Below are 17,428 nucleotides of genomic sequence, written 5' to 3' on the forward strand. Positions count from 1 at the left end.
CTTGACTTACCTAATGTTTTTAATATTAATCAATGAAAATTAGAGAAAAACAGCGATATTTTAAGAAAATGAAAGTATATTGAGGGAGGAAGGATACAATGTATAATCAATCTGGAATGAATCCGCATAATCCGGCTAATGAATTCCCTGCTGATCAAAATAGGAATAATTTACACACAGACCATGTTTCACACCAGCAGCAAATGCATGAGACATGTAAAAATCTCTATTTGCATTTTGTGCAATTTCAGACCATGGAAGGACAAATGTTGGACGGGATTATTGAGGATGTTGATGAGGATGGCGTAACGATGCTTATCCCAGACGGTGATGCAGAGAGTGCAGAAGGAATGGAACGCCAATTCGGCTATGGATATGGTGGTTTTTATTATCCATGGAGATTTCGCCGTTTTAGACGCTTTCGTTTCCCGTTCTTTGGCATAAGGCGTTTATTTTTCCCTTTTTATTATTAACTTATAGAGAATGTTCAAAAAATCCGATTTGTTGGACTTTTTGAACACGCAATTATGGAGCAAAGTGCCTTATTTCCACTATGTGAAAGAGGCACTTTGTTTGACAGTCTATTTCTATTTAGTATCCTTTAAAGCTGGTACCTACAATAATAAGCAGAATAAACAAAACAACGATCAGCGCAAATCCGCCGCCGTATCCGTATCCGCCACCTCCGTACTCAGACATAGATATCCTCCTTTCTCTTACCAAGCAACATCAAAATTTGATATTGTTTAGTTCTTACAGTCATACTATATTCCAAGTAGAAATAATGTGTATGGATAAGTGGAGGAGGGGGGAAGCACAATTACGTCATGACTGCAAAAAAGAGAAATAAATTTATGTAATTGAGTCATACTATGCTTATGAATGATCAAATAAGGAGTTTTCAAAATGAAAAAGCAGTCAATTTGGCAAGAGATATCTATGAGCACTTTTCCACGTTTATCGGAAAGCAAGCAATCTGAGGTTGCTGTGATTGGTGCTGGAATAACAGGGATTACAACCGCTTATTTACTAGCAAAGCAAGGACTTCAAGTCATATTAATTGATCGTGATAAACTTGCAGGGAAGACAACTGGGCATACCACAGCAAAGATTACGATTCAGCATGGAGATATTTATCATAAATTAATTCAAGATTTTGGAGTTGAAACAGCTTCTCAATACAAGGATAGTCAGTTAGAAGCGTTCGCGAGCATTTGTGATATTATTCAAACGAATCAGATCCAGTGCAGCTTCCGTGAAGAGGATTCGTTTTTATTTACAGATACAACAGAAAATGTACCTAAATTGGAAAAGGAATATGAAGCCTACCAGCAGTTAGGGCTAGATGGAGAATTACTTCCTTCCATTCCGTTTGATATACCGGTATTACAAGCATTGAAATTAAGAAAACAGGCGAATTTTCACCCAATTGCTTATTTAAACTACTTAATAGAGCAATTAAAGGCCATGAATGTAGAAATATACGAAAACACATTAGCCATCGATATCGAAGAAGGAGAAAATCCAGTGATTCAGACGGCAGACGGCCGTGTTACCTGTCAACACGCAGTTATTGCTACACATTTTCCGATGTACGACCCTTTAAAAATGTTTAGCATCAAGACCTACCCCAGCCGTTCCTATGTGACGGCTTTTGAATCGCAGCAACCCTATCCCGGAGGAATGTATTTAAGTATTGATGATGAAATGAAGCTTTCTCTGCGTTCTATAACGGTCGATAACAAGGAATATTGGCTGTTTGGCGGAGAATCCTATAAAACAGGACAGTATGCAAAAGAAACTAGTCCTTATGACGAATTAACCAAGTATGCGATGGATCATCTACAAGCAAAAGAACCAGCCTATCAATGGTCTGCGCAAGATTATATCCCGCCAGATCACATTCCTTATATCGGAAGGGCGAAGGAGGATTATCCTAATATTTACCTAGCAACAGCCTTTCGTAAGTGGGGCATGACCAACAGTATGGTAGCGGCAAAATTAATAACAGATTTGATCCTGAAGCATGATAGTCCATATGAAGACCTATATAAGCCAAATCGCTTTCATGCCAATCCAGATTTAAAACAATTAACGAAAAATGGAGCAAATGTGGCAAAGGAATTTATTCAGGGGAAAATTCAGGTAAATGATGAATCGATCGATGATCTAAAGCCTGGACAAGCAAAGAAAATCAGAGATGACAATGGCCAAATTATCGGAGTCTACCGAGATGATCAACATCAATTACATGGTGTTGACACAACATGTACACATTTAGGCTGTGAAGTAAATTGGAATCAAAGTGAGACATGCTGGGATTGCCCATGTCATGGGTCAAGATATGATATCGATGGGAATGTGTTAGAAGGACCGGCCATTCGAAATTTAACTAAAAAAGAGATGTAATTGCATGTGAATTTTTATCATTATTAAAGAAAACGGCTTAGAGAAGCAAAATCAAGGCCGTTTTCTTTGTTATAGAAGAGTGTGATGAGACAGTATGTTGATGATAATTTGATGGTTTAACATATCTAATTAATGATTGATGAACCGAATTTTGAATTATGAAATGAGCTGTGGAATTTAATTTGTTTACCAAGACAATTTTTTTCTTAAGTAGTCTAAAAATTTTATTTTGTCTCATTATCACTAGTATACTTTTTAAATGAGACAGGATTTTTGTTAGTTTTACAATTACCTATAATTTATATTATGTCTACTAGAATTTTTTCAAAGAAAATAGGTTGTTTTATTACAACCATTCAAGCAAAATGTATACTATGCTCTATCACGCCATTAATAAATAGATTGTTCTCTCGGGCAAACTTTTTAATATCAGTTAACAATTCTTCATCATAAGTAGTTTTAAATGGAATCCGATAAGTGATTGAGATGCATTTTCCGTTCTTTAGCAATATCTTTAAAGTGAATTTATCATACACGGATAATCATTCATCATCTTTAGGTATATCCATCTTATTTACGGCATTTTTCAAATCATCATTGTTAATATGCGTATAAATCATCGTCGTTTGTATCGATGAATGTCCGAGTTGGCGCCTTAACTTTGGTACATCATTAATTTCATTGTGATACCTCGTTGCAAATGAATGCCTTAATTTATGAACAGATAATGATGGTTTTCCGAAAGCATTGGCGTATTTTTCTATTAATTTTTCAATAGAGCGTGCGGTTAGTCGCCTTGGCGTTCCTTTTGGTCCCATTGCAGCGGCAATAAATAAAGCTTTATTCGTTTTTTCAACATGATAACGCTCCGATCTGATTTGTAAATATTCGTCTAAGTCATCCATCGCTTGCTTACTGAAATAAACATATTGTTCTTTGTTTCCTTTACGAATAACACGTGCAGTAAATTTGCTGTGGTCAATATCATCTAAATCTAGGTTCACTACCTCTGAAAGTCGTAATCCAGATCCTAAAATAAGTGAGACAATAGCTGTATCACGCTCACGGTTTAGGAGGTGAAAGTTTGCGAGTTTTTTATTGTCTTTATAAAGCTCACCATAGTCAAAGGCAACAAATTGGCGAAATCGTTCATATTCATCACCAATTAAAATTTTCCCTTCCATTTTATTTGCAGTTGTTTCCATGCTTTCTTTTATATCATTGAATTCAAGCTTTGCCATCACATTTCGTTTTAAATATGGTTGTAAATCACGTGTTTCAGCAATGTTTTGCAAGTAATTGAATAGCGACTTTAAAGCAGATAGCTTTCGGTTAATCGTGAGTTCTTTGTTATCTAATTGGTATTGAAGAAAATTCAAAAATCCTTCAGCTTCCTGAACAGTTAGTGATTCAAGTAACTCAAGCGGCAGGTCTTTTAGTTCACCGGAATAGAAATTTTCGGCAACAAGCCAATTGAAAAAGATTTTATAATCGTGTGCATAATTGAGCAGTGAAGCTGCTGATAATTTTCGTTTTTTGTGGTTAATATATTCCTCAACATACCAGGGCAGCTCTTTGAGAAGTGCTTGAAGTTTATTGTATAGTTGCTGCTTAGAACGATTTTCCATTTAGATCACCTCATGGGTAGATTTTACAAGAATTTAATCAGAATTGCAATTTATTACGTCAAATTTATATTTTACGTAATAAAATATGTTATGTAATATATTTCGATATTATTTCTTTTATATAACTTCCCTCTTCTTTATTGGTTTGTTTCAGATCCATAAGTACATTGGGAAATTCAATAGTACTTGATTTAATAAGTTTAACACTATGCATTTCAATTAAATCTTTTTTTAATATTTTACTATTTAAAAATATAGACTAAGAGAAACAGCTTCTGTGTTTTAGATGATGACTTAATTCTTCGAAGATTGATTATTAAATGAATCAATCTTCCATCTTTTTGAAGTTACGACAGCCTTTTAATTACAACTCGTAAATAATCACGCAGGATTCAATCTGTTTTCTTCCATCTCCAACATACGTCTCCATGCGGATAAAATGACACCATAAAGTATCATAATTACACTGCAACTAATGCAATAATTCCAATTACAACAATAAACATAAATGCTGTTCTGCATCCTAATTGAAGACCAAAGAATGTTCCCAGAGGTACACCGGTTGCGGTTGAAATAGATAAGCCTGCCAATACAATAGAAATTGCCCCTGCCTTACGATTAGCCGGTACTAAATCGGCAGCGATTAATGTTCCGATTGACATAAACACACCGTGGGAAGAAACGAACCAGTGAATTAGAAGACGATGGTATTATCAATCGTTTTGTCTATCATCAAATCCCTCCAAAAGTAGAATATGAATAAGGCTTTGAATATGAAATGAAGAAGAAAAGAAGCAATTTCTTTCCATTCCTTCATTAAGCCAGTGATTCCATACATTCTATAGGCTTCAACTAAAAAAGGACCACTTATATCTTAACTAGGAGATAACAAGTGGTTTATTTTTAGGTTACATCGGATAAAATAGGATGTTATTTGCTCTCATCTAGTTTGTAGTTTGAATGTCAACAATGCGGACAATAGATAAATAACAGCGCATAATATACCTACAGCAATAAAGGAATATATATTTAAAAGCGTAATACTAATCATGCTCAAAATTGTTGCTCCAAAATACATGGCTGAACTATTTAAAGACATCACCGTTGTTCGGATTTGGTCATCCTGATTGGACATATAGGTATTAATAATATTTTGACCGAATGCATAAGAAAAAGACCAAATAATGTTTAACAGGATAGAAACGTAAAGCAGCTTATCATTAATCGTTAAAAATAAGATGGAGAATAAGGAAACAATAGATACTGCCAACAATAGTCGTTTTTTATTATGCGGCCTCCCCATCACTTTTCCACTAATAATACTGCCCAAAACACTTGCAATACCTGCAAACAATAGAATTCCGCCAATAAAGGAAGCTGACAAATTGTAATATTGGTTATAATAAATACCTATAATTGAAAAAATAGCCTCCAATCCCCCATAATACATAAAGGAAATCAGTAATGTACGTGTAACAATCCGATTGGAAAGTGCATTTTTTATCATTTTGACCACAGAACTGGAAGTTGTCGATTTAAATCGAGGTATAAATGTTCTAGTAACAATGAGCATCACTACCCCTACTATGCCAATCGTAAAAAATGGAACTCTCCAATTAAACATATCTGTGATAAATCCCGCAATAGGGATTCCGATAACGGTTGGCAGTATCAAAGCTGCAGTAACAGAACCCATCACCTTTCCTCTTTGTTCATACGTTACCACTTCCCCCACAATTGAATAGACCGTGGGCTGAATTAATGCCGCTCCCAGCCCTGCTAAAACCCTGAACCCAATCAACACAACTAATGAATTAGACAATCCTGTAACAAAAGTTGCGATGGAAAAGATGGTGATTCCAACTAACAGTATTTTCTTTTTCCCCACTCTATCCGATATGCTTCCAGTGATAAGCCCGAATAAAGCGTATGCCAGAGCATAAGATATAAATAGTACTCCGCTGATTTCCATATTTATATTCAAGCTCTCGCTTATCGCCGGCAGCATTGGTACTGTAACAATCAAATCAAAACCGACCAAAAAAGATAATACACATAAAACAGTAATCATTTTTCTCAATTATTGTTCCCCCTCAAAATAAATTAACCAATTAATAGTTAAGCACTTAACTATAAGCGAAAATGAAACCCTATTCTCTCAAATAGGGATTATAAGCGCGCCATCTTAGCTAATAACTGTGCCTTCTCACCTTTATTTAAGCTGCTGAATAAGTCTTTTACAACTTCTTCATAAATCGGCCATGCTTTTGCCAGGATCTTTTTCCCCTCTTCCGTCATGGTCACTTTAATTCGTCTGCGGTCATTTTCATCAAATGTTCTTTTGATATAATGCAATTTTTCTAATGCACGTAATAAGCCGCTGATATTTGACCTAGTGACAGTCAATTCATCACTTAGCTCAGAAGGCAATGCTTCATAATTTCTTACTTCCAGCATGTATAATAAACATAGCCTGCCTAAATTCAAATCAAATATTTTAATCTTTGAATCGAGTATTTTTGTTAGTTTATTTGTTTTTTGATGTAATGTAAGAAAGAGTTCTATCTCGATATCCGGATTATCGAGCGGGTTTGTCATATGTAACGCATCTCCTTTCCGACAAATGATTGAGTTTATTATAACAGCAAATAATTCATTGTCAAATAGTTAAGTGCTTAATTATTTTTTTTTTCGACCTTCACCATTGCCAAACGTTAAAAATTCCTCTGTTCGTACTTGCTATGATAACTATGTTATCTTGTATATTTTTCAAATTCAATCTCTCCTTCGGTCTTCTCCCCTTCCCTCATAACGTTTCATTGGTTAATTTCTAATCGTTTTTAAAGCTGTTGACCAGGCTACAACTTCATTCAACATCGTTTGGACTGTTTCTTCATGAAACCCTGCAGGCTTAAAACTGCTCATATTTTCAAAATCAGTAAAAAGACTTAATGCAGGTTGTGTACCAACTGTCGCAACCTTAGGTACGGTCAGCGTCAACCTTAAATTATTAGCAGCTGTTACTCCGAGTGAAGAACCGTAGCTTACAATACCAGCTGCTTTATTATTCCACTCAGTATATAGATAATCAATGGCATCTTTCAAGGCTGAAGTAATACCTTTATTATATTCAGGTGTGACAAAAACAAATCCGTCCAATTCTTTAACCTTATCCGACCAGACATTCACTTCTGGCGTCTCATAACTTTCTGACATCACCGCTGGAATAGTCTCATTAAATTTTGGCAAGTTATATTCTTTAATATCTACCAATTCAAATGTGGCATCGGTCCTTTTATTTGCGATGCCCATTACCTACTCAGCAACTTGTAAATTGACTCGTGCTTCTCTTGTACTTCCTGTAATAATACCGATTTTAACCAATGTTATTCCTCCTAAATAGTTACTTCAAAATATACTTTACATCTTACTTTGAAGGTAAAGTATTTGCTTACAATTGCATTCTATAACATAATGAAACTTATAAATACCAATAGTTTTAGAGATGTGTTGCTTTTACAACACACTTTATAAATTGTATGAAAAATATGGGAGAGTGACTTATATGACTGATTCTGTAAAGGAAGATCCTCGAGTACTCCGCACACAAAAAATGATTAAGAATTCCTTCTATGATCTCTCAAATAAAAAAGAATTTGTTGACATAACAATCAAGGATATCACCGAAGAAGCAATGATTAACCGTGCAACTTTTTATTATCATTTTGAAGATAAATTTGACTTATTAAATAAAAGTTATCTGAAATATTTCATGTTCATTTGAATGATTCAATGTTTAAAAATAGATTATTAGATGAAGAGGCTGTTACTAGTATTTTTCTTGCTATAATTAAATTTCAAGAATCCTTGCCTGCTCGTTGTCAAAAAGGATATGAACAAGAGACCGGGACTTTTATCAGAAAAAAACTAGAAAATCTATTTTATAATATGTTAGAAGGTCATTATTCCTCCGAAAAAAAACAAGCATTAAAGATGAAGGCTGTTATGTTAAGCTGGGGTATCTATGGTGCTTCTGTGGAATGGAAGGAAAACGGACAGCACGTAACACCAGAAAAATTTATTTACTCAACCATACCTTATATATTGTCAGGAATCTCTTGAACATTAGAAAAACGCCATTTGTGGTGAAAATCATTCACTTTCCCCTGAGAGATACGAACACCTACGATAACGTCTGAACCAACTGCTGTACGAATGGCATGTAAAACTTCTACAGTAAGACGAATACGATTTTTTCTGTTGAATCACCATATTCATCGGTTCGTTGATTGGTATAATCTGTTACAAATTGATTAAGCAATATCCATTTGCCCCATGTACCTCTACTCCGTCAAATCCTGCCTCTTTTGCACGGAGAGCAGCCTGAACAAAAGCGGAAGCTGATCAGAATGGAATATCTAACAAAAAAATATAGGCGTAAGGAGAGAAATTGTATGCAAAGCAAATGGAACAAAACCTGTGTTCCGAATGGTGTTGCTTTAAAAGACACTGGATTTGGATACACGTTATCTATTATCGGCGGGAAATATAAAATGATTATTCTCTATTGGCTGTCTGAAAATGATGTCATGCGATTTAATGAATTAAAGCGAAATATAGCCTCTATCTCGTATAAAACACTAAGTGTGATGTTAAAAGAAATGGAAGCTGATGGAATTGTGGAACGTAAAGAGTATCCGCAAATTCCTCCAAAAGTGGAATATTCACTGACTGAACTAGGCCGGTCTCTTCTTCCAATCTTAAATATGATGTGTGACTGGGGCGAATTGAATCAGAAAGTTGATGTGTAAGGATGAACAAGTTTCTAACTATCAACGATAAAAACCTGATGACTTTATTTCAAATCGTCAGGTTTTTTGATGAATTTCTATTCTTAGTCATTACTAACTTGATGAGTTCCCAGAACAGATAATATATTGGAAAAAGCAAAGTGTGTGGTATCTTTAGAGATTTGCTCCAGTTCCTCCATTTCTTCACAAACAACTTCGACCATATAATTATACTCTCCGCTAATTCTCCATAAATTAATAATATTACTGTTCTTTTTACAATAATTCGTTAATTTTTCACAGCTTTTTGTTTGAAATAAAATAAATCCATGAATTCCTTTATTGAGCTCTTTATTATTTACCTCGACTGTATAACGCTTTATCACATGATCTTCTAATCTTTCTATCCTCGTTTTCACAGCAGGAGATGACATATTTATTTGCTTGCCGATTTCTGTATATGTCAATCTGGCATTTCTTTTTAATAAATCTAATATCTGATAATCAATAGGATCTAACATTCTTTTCCCCTACTTTCTCATTACTTTAAATTTTAAAGTTTTTCATAGTATATAGCTTAAAAATCCCATTGTAAACAAATTGGCATCGAATTAAAATTTGATATGAGGTGATAAATATGACGGGTTCTATTTTCTCCGATTATAAAATTGGGAACTTAACATTAGATAATCGAATTGTGATGGCTCCGATGACAAGAGGATTTGCTGATAATGAAACAGGTGAAGTGAATTACTTGATTGCAGACTATTATGGAAAACGAGCAAGGTACGGCGCTGGCTTAATCATTACAGAAGGTATCGCCATCAATGAATTGGCCAAAGGAACCTATGGGATACCAGGGATATATACGCATCGTCAAATCTTAAGCTGGAAAAAAGTCACACAAGAAGTACATCAATATAAAACAAAAATCTTTGCTCAGCTTTGGCATGTGGGCAGAGTAAGTCATCAGGACATTTTAAAAGGGTATACTCCTGTTGCCCCATCTGCCATAGGTGCAAACGGGCATGTGCATAGATTAAGGAAACCGTTCCAAGCACCTAAATCTTTAAGTAATTTGGAAGTATATCAATTGATAGATGACTATAAACAGGCAGCAAAAAATGCGATGGAAGCAGGGTTTGACGGTGTTGAAATACATGCTGCACATGGTTACCTGATTGATCAATTTATCAGTGAGAAAACGAATGATCGTCAAGATGAGTTTGGAGGTTCTTTACAAAATAGGTTGCGATTTTTAGATTTAATTATTAAAGAAGTAAAGGAGGTTGTACCTAAAAATAGAATCAGCATCCGAATTTCTGAAAAGAAAGATGACGATAAGGGTTATGTATGGGAGTGTCCAGAAGAAATGGTATGCGCTATAACAGGAATTCTTTCTAAGCATCAACTAAAAATAGCTCATCCATCTGTAGACAATTATGGTGATACGCTTCAAAACGACCAAAGATCGCTTCATGAATTATTTAGGCAGTGTTGGGATGAAACACTTATAGCTGTTGGTAATATAGACCCTAATAAAGGAGCAGCCATCATAGAAGAAAATCAGGCTGATCTCATTGCATTTGGGCAATTATTTATAACTAACCCAGATCTGGTCATTCGTTTGAGAGCTAATCAGAAGATTTCACTCTATTACTCAAAAGAGCAGCTAGAATGTTTACATTAATTATAAGTGTTATATAAATAGTAAAACAGGCTCTACTAATCTGATTTAAATAAGTTAATAGAGCCTGACCATCAATTTATTCAACACTATCAACAAATGCTATTTTTTCAACAGAATGTCTTACGGTAATATGCCTATCTTTTGTACCTTTTCCGACACTCAATTGATTCAACTAACGTTCAGTAGGAGATGGAAAAAACTCAAATTTTAAAATAACAGAATAATTTAATTTGTTCCCCACAGTTCTTCTGCCTCTTTATGATCACAAATTTGTACAAATTCAATATCTGTACTTTTTTCACCATTAAAGTAAGAAATCAATTTTTCAGCTGAAAATCCATTTTTACTAGCGTCTTCGTGCGTACTGTGATAATATACCTTTTTAATATTTGCCCATAAAATTGCCCCCAGACACATTGGACAAGGTTCACAGGTTGTATACATTTCACACTCTGATAAATCTAAGGTTCCTAGCTTTTGACACGCCACCCGCACAGCCCTTAATTCTGCGTGAGCGGTCGGGTCTACCTCGCTGGTAACCGTATTTCCCACAGCAGCTACGATTTGATCTTCTTTCACAATTACTGCACCAAATGGTCCTCCTCCATTTTTCATATCTTCTTTTGCTGCTTTTACAGCCTGTTGTAAATAATCCATTATTACCCCTTCTTTCCAGTTTATTTTAGGATGTAGATAGTTCACCTTAATAGATTCATTCTAGCTGTTAAAGTATACTTGATGTCAAACAGAAAACGTTTTAAAAAGAGGAATAAAAAATGACTTTTTACCAAATGGTTGAAAATAGATGGAAGTCGTTATTAAAAAAATCTGGATCTCCCCTTAAAAGAATTAGAGAATATTCTAAACTGTATCATCCTAACGAGTTGAATCCAGATGTTTGAGAGAGACTTTATTAGAGTAGGCGAATATTCATCTGGAGCATTGTCAAAAAAATGAGTAAAGAAGTAAAACAATGTAGGAAAAAGTTTACCCACTTTAAATTTTAAAAGGATTTCTACAGTAAGATGATATATTAACCATTCGCATATTCTTTGCAAATTAAAGCAAGATATAATAAATCACTTACGAAATATTTTCTATATATTAAAAACTGGCAAATAGGATTTTTATATGAATGTTGGAAGTAGGGCAATTGCTATGGCTGACTGATTCGCTTTTCGAAATACAGGTGGTTGCGATTTAAGTTGTAAGTATAAATATCAAATGAAAGGAAAAAATAAATGAAATATGTTATGAGGAGGATAAATATATTGAGTAGTGAAGATGTTATCAAAGAATTAAATGCATTTTTAAAGGGAGAGTTTATGGCGATTCATTCATATGAATACTACATCCAACATGTATCTGATCCATTTATAAAAAAAGAACTACAGCGTATTCAACAGGAACATAAAAAACATGCTGTAAAAATTGCTGAGAGAGTACAGAATCTTGGTGGTAAAGCTGTCGAAGATAATGGCGTAATGCTCTCCATTAGAGAGGGAATGTTGAACTTAAAAGGTTTTCCTGATTCCGTAGAAGGAATCTTGAAGAATGCTATTAATGGACAAGAAAAAGGAATGAAAATAGCAGAAGAAATTGTGAGGGGAGACCTCGATTTAGAAAGTAGACAGACCGTAGAAGAAATTTTAGATGAAGATAGAGATCATATTAACCAATTAAATAATTTGATTCCATAGTCATGGAAAGCGTTTATACAGTAAAATACTTGAGTTTATTAAATAAAAGAAAGGGTTCCAAGCTGTAACCCTTTCTTTTATTTTTATGCTAATTTAATAATTAATTAATCATTTTCAGCTTTGTAATGATGTAATGGTGGTGGAATTAACCAACCTTTTTCTTTATTTAATCGTAAAACTTTACCACCTAGTGTCGCTTTTTGAACATGAAGCTGTCCGAACATCATAGCAATGTCCTCCCTAATCGACTGCCCCATAATTGTACTACATGCTACTAATCCGGCTGCAATATTCTCTGAAAGCATTGCAGCTACTTCAGCGTCAGAAAAACGTGCTCCAGCAGGAATATCTTCTAAGCGAGCAGCGGGGCGGTCAGGTGGTGTAGGAGGTAAACCTACCCCATTCTCTTTTAATAAAGCCTCGATTTGTGTAACTTCTTGTTGCCCCCCCTGAATTGCTTCCTCAAGTAATTTTTGCAAATCTTCATCACCTGCATGATTTAGGTAAGTTTGATAACCCGCAATTGCTCCTTTAGTCGTTAATAGAAACGACCATGTACCAAATACTTCTCCATAGTGCATGGGTTGCTCTTTTGAATTTCCGCTTAAAATTCCCATTGAAATCCTCCTAATTAAATTCAAGCTCAGTGCCACCTTTCGTTAAAAAGCACTTATCGTCTATCTTTCTCAAATTATTGATATTTATCCATTGTATATTATGGAAGAGATCGCCTCGGAAGTAACTCATATTTTATATGATAAAGAAGGATATATGTATTTAAATTCGCTTTTTATACTGCTGGTTCAATTATACTTTTTTGTAAGGGAAAATAATTTATTTTATTGGTGATTTTCTTGCGTTTCTACTTTATTAGGAAAAATACCCATATAAAACAAGGGATAATTTGCATATTTAAAGGCATCTTAAAAGTATCTCTTTCAAAAGAGAAATTTATTTATCGGAAAACAAGATCATAATCAAATGATCAATTTGCATGTAATAGCTGGAGCAACTGAAACACTCTAATATCAGAAGTAATAACAAACACACTAAATGTAATGGGTAAAAATGTTAAATTTCACGAAAAAATTTTCAAAGGAGGTTCATTGATGAAACATGTTAAAGCTTTATTAATAAAGTTTATTGCCTCTCTAGTCCTTCTATATATTATCCTCGGATTAATGTATGAACTGACTTTTGCTGAGGTTTTACTATTATCTGCTATTTTAGGCGTTGCAGCTTATTTAATCGGTGACATGCTTATATTATCCCGAACAAACAATATTGTAGCAACAATTGCTGATTTTGGATTAGCATGGATAATTATTTATTGGTTTGTAGACAGGATGACTTTCAACAACAACGTCTTTACCATCTCTATAATTGCAGCATTAGTCGTAAGCTTGTTTGAAATATTCTTTCACCGCTATTTAGCAAATAATACTTTACCTAGTGAAGGAGAAAATCCTGCAAACAGAAATATAAAATATCAGACAGAAGTAGCTGAAGAATTTACAGTAGAAAGATCTGATGATAAAAGTAAGGAATGATTTTTAAAAGATAGGGACAAAACGGGATAGAAAGGTAAATACAAAAACAAGGAATGAAAGAAAATAGCCAAGAACGCACCAACCCCATTCGGCAGGTAAAGAGGAAAAGGCCGGTTAACAGTATGTTTTATTTTTTTACGTGATATAGCTTTAAAATAACTCGAAGTATGTACACCGTTACAATAATCAAAAAAGAAGGTACTCTTTCATAAAGTTTATTTGTGGTTAGCATTATACATTTATGAAAGAGGCTTTTTCATGCAATCTACACTCGCTACTATAATTTCTATTTGTTTCGGTTGCATTGTAAAACGTTTGCAATCTCAGTAATGCTCTCCCCCTTCTGATACAACCCAATAACTTAAATTGCACTTATGCATGAAATTAGGGTTGAATACCTGTTCTTAATTGTGCAAAATTTGATTTGTTAAGGAAATACCTATGTCGTCTACAAAGCGGAACAAAAAAGTGAACACATCTCTTATCCGTCATGATAGAAAGTTGTGTGTTATAAAGTGCGATCTTAAAGTAAGTAACAAGTTTTTTTAGAATATCTGCATGTTAGAGTGGGTAATTAAATTGAGTGCTAAAGATTTTGCTCGTCGACATCGACAATTGTGTTTTTGTGTTCTATATTATTTTTACATCCATTATTTGGAATCGATTTTACCAAGGCTGTTAGCATGTTTTGTGCATACTAAAAGATAAGGAGGTGTTAGCAATGAATAAAAAAAATAAAAAAAATAAAAAGCAATTATTTGAAGACAACAAAGGCATACAAGCAGTACAAAATCAATTGAATGAAAGTTATCAAAGTGGAGTGGTTGACGATCAATTAGAAAATAATAGAGGAATTCATCATTTTAATAATAAAAGCAGATAAAACTAGTTAAAATCAACTTAAAAATGATTCTGGTCATCGTTTTTGGATGAGAGATTTAACGTATCCTTTCGTCTCCGTTTCCGTATAAACTATTTGTAAAGGTTTCAACATAATTTATACGGAAACAACATATTATTTTAATTATCATATTGGAGTACATACTACATCATTTTTTCTAAAATCATCTAATTTAATGAGTTTAATTACTCCTACAAATTTGCTACGGTCAGAAACATGTACGAATTCGGTACCTTTACTTTTTTAAGGTGTTAATAGTTCATCTTAATAGATTCATCCTAGCTGTTAAAGTATACTTGATGTCAAATAGAAAACATTTCAGAAAGGAGTAAAAATGACTGTTTTTACAATTGGTAAAGTTGTTGAAAAATATAATATTCCTCCTTATACATTACGTTACTATGAAACGGAAGGAATTTTGGTTTCTAGTCGTAATAGTCAAAATAGGCGTATATATACAGAAGATGATTTGAAATGGCTGGAAGTAGTTATTGTGCTTAAAAAAGCTGGATTCCCCTTAAAAAAGATTAGAGAATATGCCGATCTCTATCACCCTAACGAATTGAATCCAGATGTTTTAAAACTATTAAAACAACAACAGTTGGTACTTGAAGACAGCCAGAAGAAAATAGCACAGCAGCAAAAAGAACTACAAGATAAAATTGCTTTTTTAGAAAAGTCGGATTTCCATCTTAGGCAATGTCAAGAAAAGACTCATTTAGAATAAACGCTAAATTAGTAGCGATATTTTAATACCGGGAGTAAAAAATATCTGCTTTACCTATATTTATCAACCACAAAAAAGCCTAACTGAAGATTAATCAGTTAGGCGCAAAGCTTCTGTTAAATCGAGTAGAGCGGAAAAATCAAGTAACTTTTAGCCCCTAAGTCAGAGTGGTATACACCTGACTTGCCTCATTTTACTTTAACCTCTTATCAATGGGCAATTTTCAATAGGTTGTACGCTAACTTTAACCTACAAATCGCAATCCAATCACAGCTGCAACAATTAATCCTAAATAAATGATCCTCCTATCTCTGGACTCTTTGTAAAAAATCATACCGCGTCAGGCCCTTCTCCCTCCAGTTGATTCATCTGATTCGACTTCCAAAGCTTCACTCCGCTTTACAAAATCGTTTAATATAGATCCATAAGTCTCATGCCGATTTTAGACTTGAATGCGATGAGATGTAGACCTTCTCACCTAAAAAAATTAAACCGGCTTATTTCTTCAAAAGCTTTTACTAAATCGTCATAAGAGTGTTCAAAATCGCTATCTATCCATTTCATCAGAATATTCCACATTCCACCTGCGTTAAATGCTAAAGCAAATTCCATGTTCTCTTCACTTATAGAATAAGCAAATTTATCTTTGGTCAGTTGGTGGATAGAAGGTAAATGCTTGTTGAAAGTCTTCAATAGTAGACTATCTAAATCATTTTTTCGAGCTGTGCGAATAAAATCTATATGAATCCAAAATGAGATGAAAATTTTGGCTACCTTCCCCATATCCATATTTTCTCCAACAGCTAGTCTTTGCAAATATTCTTGTGCCAGCTGATCAAGATATTGTTCCAGTATAGCCTCTTTGGAATGGAAGTGCCGATAAAAAGTACTTCGATCTAAATCTGCTCTTTCGGCGATCTCCGTGATTGTGATTCTATCATAAGACTTTTCTTTCATAAGGGATAACAAAGCTTCCGTCAACCATTGACGAGATCTGATAGCAGAGGGGTTATTTGTTGGAGTAGACATTTTTTTCGCTCCTCATTAAAAATCTACATTTTACAGTGATTTGTAGATCTTATGCATATGATATTGCTAATTCATTATTGCTAGTATACAATGACTTTAAAAATGTAACAAATGATGTATTTTTATCGGTATAAAGAATAGGATTGTCATTGCAGTAGAAATTTTTAAAGTAATGTTATGGATTTTAAAAAGGGGGATGGTTATGGCAAAACTAGTCAGTAAAGGGATTGTAAAAGCAGCAGGAATGATGAAAATGGATAACAGAATAAATTATTTTAAAGTTGCGCCAGATGCATTAGAGACGATTATGGAATCTGAAAAATATGTACGGAAAACTAGCATTGACAAAAAGTTAAAAGAACTTATTAAAATTAGAGTATCACAAATAAATGGCTGTTCCTATTGCTTGAATATGCATACTAAAGCAGCTGAAAAATTAAAAGTATCCACTGAAAAAATGAATAGATTAGACAATTGGAAAGAGACGGAGATATTTACTGAGGAAGAAAAGGCAGCATTTGAGTTAGCGGAGCATATGACACTAATTTCAGAAAACGGTGTCAGTAATAGATTGTATGAACAGGTGAGACAATATTACAATGAAAAGGAATATGTTGAACTTGTAATGGTTATTATTCAAATTAACACATGGAATAGATTGTCTATTGCTATGGGAAACCATGCTGAAGTACAGTAGAATGTTCTATACGAACCGTCTATGGGATAGATAACGTCTTATCTCATAGGCGATAATATGTATCTTTTGAATCTTATCTGAAGGAAAAGGATTTAAATTTATCTCCTCTTTAGTAAGCAAAATGGGTAAACACATTAAAGTAGTCTCTCCAACATCTTTATTACAGCAAATAACCAATGCGTTAGCAGAAGTTTTAGCAATGTATCAGAATAACAAGGATTTTTAATTTTGAATGTTATTGAATGAATTAAATCTTTTGTCGCTGAATCCGCCATCATTCACTCTTCCTTATCATTTACGACTTAAT

19 protein-coding genes and 4 pseudogenes are annotated in these 17,428 nt (G+C 34.0%); 12 read left to right on the forward strand and 11 right to left on the reverse strand.

Annotation, left to right across the window (positions count from 1 at the left end; genetic code table 11):
• The first annotated feature begins 98 nt into the window (after window positions 1-98).
• Entirely contained in the window at window positions 99-473 is a 375-nt protein-coding gene (locus JOD18_RS18920) for a hypothetical protein (RefSeq protein WP_204670686.1), read from the forward strand.
• Between the two features lie 118 nt (window positions 474-591).
• On the opposite strand, the gene JOD18_RS18925 is transcribed toward JOD18_RS18920, so the two are convergent.
• Window positions 592-699, reverse strand: coding sequence for a YjcZ family sporulation protein (locus JOD18_RS18925; protein ID WP_204670687.1), 108 nt, complete (start codon window positions 697-699; stop codon window positions 592-594).
• Between the two features lie 207 nt (window positions 700-906).
• On the opposite strand from JOD18_RS18925, the gene JOD18_RS18930 reads away from it, so the two are divergent.
• On the forward strand, window positions 907-2,409 hold the full coding sequence (locus tag JOD18_RS18930) for an FAD-dependent oxidoreductase (protein ID WP_204670688.1): 1,503 nt from the start codon (window positions 907-909) through the stop codon (window positions 2,407-2,409).
• 542 nt (window positions 2,410-2,951) lie between these two features.
• On the opposite strand, the gene xerS is transcribed toward JOD18_RS18930, so the two are convergent.
• Together xerS and JOD18_RS18940 are read right to left on the reverse strand one after the other, a co-directional pair.
• Window positions 2,952-4,037, reverse strand: a complete 1,086-nt coding sequence (gene xerS / locus JOD18_RS18935; RefSeq protein WP_204670689.1) for a tyrosine recombinase XerS — start codon at window positions 4,035-4,037, stop codon at window positions 2,952-2,954.
• 467 nt (window positions 4,038-4,504) lie between these two features.
• A pseudogene (locus tag JOD18_RS18940) lies at window positions 4,505-4,714 on the reverse strand (MFS transporter); the annotation flags it as partial.
• Between JOD18_RS18940 and JOD18_RS25050 the strand changes: the two are divergent.
• Window positions 4,708-4,797, forward strand: a pseudogene (locus JOD18_RS25050) (winged helix-turn-helix transcriptional regulator); the annotation flags it as partial. The pseudogenes JOD18_RS18940 and JOD18_RS25050 sit on opposite strands and share 7 nt — an antisense overlap.
• Window positions 4,798-4,977: 180 nt before the next feature.
• Here the strand turns inward: JOD18_RS25050 and JOD18_RS18950 are convergent.
• The 3 genes and pseudogenes from JOD18_RS18950 to JOD18_RS18960 all read right to left on the reverse strand — a co-directional run bounded on the left by JOD18_RS18950 (window position 4,978) and on the right by JOD18_RS18960 (window position 7,421).
• Window positions 4,978-6,108 carry an MFS transporter gene (locus JOD18_RS18950; RefSeq protein ID WP_239588236.1) on the reverse strand — a complete coding sequence of 377 codons (1,131 nt, stop codon included), beginning with the start codon at window positions 6,106-6,108 and terminating at the stop codon, window positions 4,978-4,980.
• 98 nt (window positions 6,109-6,206) lie between these two features.
• Entirely contained in the window at window positions 6,207-6,635 is a 429-nt protein-coding gene (locus JOD18_RS18955) for a MarR family winged helix-turn-helix transcriptional regulator (protein ID WP_204670692.1), read from the reverse strand.
• A 225-nt stretch (window positions 6,636-6,860) separates the two neighbouring features.
• Window positions 6,861-7,421: pseudogene (locus JOD18_RS18960) on the reverse strand (NADPH-dependent FMN reductase).
• A 181-nt stretch (window positions 7,422-7,602) separates the two neighbouring features.
• Here JOD18_RS18960 and JOD18_RS24850 point away from each other — a divergent pair.
• Both JOD18_RS24850 and JOD18_RS24855 read left to right on the forward strand, forming a co-directional pair.
• Window positions 7,603-7,821, forward strand: a complete 219-nt coding sequence (locus JOD18_RS24850) for a TetR/AcrR family transcriptional regulator (protein WP_338029570.1) — start codon at window positions 7,603-7,605, stop codon at window positions 7,819-7,821.
• A gap of 8 nt (window positions 7,822-7,829) precedes the next feature.
• Complete coding sequence (locus JOD18_RS24855) at window positions 7,830-8,159, forward strand: hypothetical protein (RefSeq protein WP_338029571.1); 330 nt, start codon at window positions 7,830-7,832, stop codon at window positions 8,157-8,159.
• Window positions 8,160-8,173: 14 nt separating this feature from the next.
• Here the strand turns inward: JOD18_RS24855 and JOD18_RS18970 are convergent.
• Window positions 8,174-8,432, reverse strand: a pseudogene (locus tag JOD18_RS18970) (oxidoreductase); the annotation flags it as partial.
• 59 nt (window positions 8,433-8,491) lie between these two features.
• On the opposite strand from JOD18_RS18970, the gene JOD18_RS18975 reads away from it, so the two are divergent.
• The gene (locus JOD18_RS18975) at window positions 8,492-8,848 is read left to right on the forward strand and encodes a winged helix-turn-helix transcriptional regulator (RefSeq protein ID WP_204670693.1); all 357 of its coding nucleotides are present in this window, start codon (window positions 8,492-8,494) and stop codon (window positions 8,846-8,848) included.
• An 83-nt stretch (window positions 8,849-8,931) separates the two neighbouring features.
• On the opposite strand, the gene JOD18_RS18980 is transcribed toward JOD18_RS18975, so the two are convergent.
• Complete coding sequence (locus JOD18_RS18980; RefSeq protein WP_204670694.1) at window positions 8,932-9,348, reverse strand: Lrp/AsnC family transcriptional regulator; 417 nt, start codon at window positions 9,346-9,348, stop codon at window positions 8,932-8,934.
• A 116-nt stretch (window positions 9,349-9,464) separates the two neighbouring features.
• On the opposite strand from JOD18_RS18980, the gene JOD18_RS18985 reads away from it, so the two are divergent.
• Entirely contained in the window at window positions 9,465-10,517 is a 1,053-nt protein-coding gene (locus JOD18_RS18985; RefSeq protein WP_204670695.1) for an oxidoreductase, read from the forward strand.
• A 225-nt stretch (window positions 10,518-10,742) separates the two neighbouring features.
• On the opposite strand, the gene JOD18_RS18990 is transcribed toward JOD18_RS18985, so the two are convergent.
• On the reverse strand, window positions 10,743-11,174 hold the full coding sequence (locus JOD18_RS18990) for a nucleoside deaminase (RefSeq protein WP_204670696.1): 432 nt from the start codon (window positions 11,172-11,174) through the stop codon (window positions 10,743-10,745).
• A 614-nt stretch (window positions 11,175-11,788) separates the two neighbouring features.
• Between JOD18_RS18990 and JOD18_RS18995 the strand changes: the two genes are divergently transcribed.
• Entirely contained in the window at window positions 11,789-12,217 is a 429-nt protein-coding gene (locus tag JOD18_RS18995; RefSeq protein WP_204670697.1) for a DUF2383 domain-containing protein, read from the forward strand.
• Window positions 12,218-12,321: 104 nt separating this feature from the next.
• On the opposite strand, the gene JOD18_RS19000 is transcribed toward JOD18_RS18995, so the two are convergent.
• Window positions 12,322-12,834 carry a DUF3231 family protein gene (locus JOD18_RS19000; protein WP_204670698.1) on the reverse strand — a complete coding sequence of 171 codons (513 nt, stop codon included), beginning with the start codon at window positions 12,832-12,834 and terminating at the stop codon, window positions 12,322-12,324.
• Window positions 12,835-13,326: 492 nt separating this feature from the next.
• Between JOD18_RS19000 and JOD18_RS19005 the strand changes: the two genes are divergently transcribed.
• From JOD18_RS19005 to JOD18_RS19015, 3 genes are all read left to right on the forward strand, one after another.
• Window positions 13,327-13,767, forward strand: a complete 441-nt coding sequence (locus tag JOD18_RS19005) for a YndM family protein (protein ID WP_204670699.1) — start codon at window positions 13,327-13,329, stop codon at window positions 13,765-13,767.
• 721 nt (window positions 13,768-14,488) lie between these two features.
• A complete protein-coding gene (locus JOD18_RS19010; RefSeq protein ID WP_204670700.1) occupies window positions 14,489-14,650 on the forward strand; it encodes a hypothetical protein in 162 nt (53 codons plus the stop codon).
• 352 nt (window positions 14,651-15,002) lie between these two features.
• Window positions 15,003-15,395, forward strand: a complete 393-nt coding sequence (locus JOD18_RS19015) for a MerR family transcriptional regulator (protein ID WP_204670701.1) — start codon at window positions 15,003-15,005, stop codon at window positions 15,393-15,395.
• A 474-nt stretch (window positions 15,396-15,869) separates the two neighbouring features.
• Here JOD18_RS19015 and JOD18_RS19020 read toward each other — a convergent pair whose 3' ends face one another.
• Window positions 15,870-16,424, reverse strand: a complete 555-nt coding sequence (locus JOD18_RS19020) for a TetR/AcrR family transcriptional regulator (RefSeq protein ID WP_204670702.1) — start codon at window positions 16,422-16,424, stop codon at window positions 15,870-15,872.
• A gap of 253 nt (window positions 16,425-16,677) precedes the next feature.
• Here JOD18_RS19020 and JOD18_RS19025 point away from each other — a divergent pair, with 253 nt between their 5' ends.
• Complete coding sequence (locus JOD18_RS19025; RefSeq protein ID WP_204670740.1) at window positions 16,678-17,121, forward strand: carboxymuconolactone decarboxylase family protein; 444 nt, start codon at window positions 16,678-16,680, stop codon at window positions 17,119-17,121.
• The last annotated feature ends 307 nt before the right edge of the window (window positions 17,122-17,428 follow it).

This window comes from Gracilibacillus alcaliphilus (genome assembly GCF_016909015.1).
GTDB lineage: Bacteria > Bacillota > Bacilli > Bacillales > Amphibacillaceae > Gracilibacillus > Gracilibacillus alcaliphilus.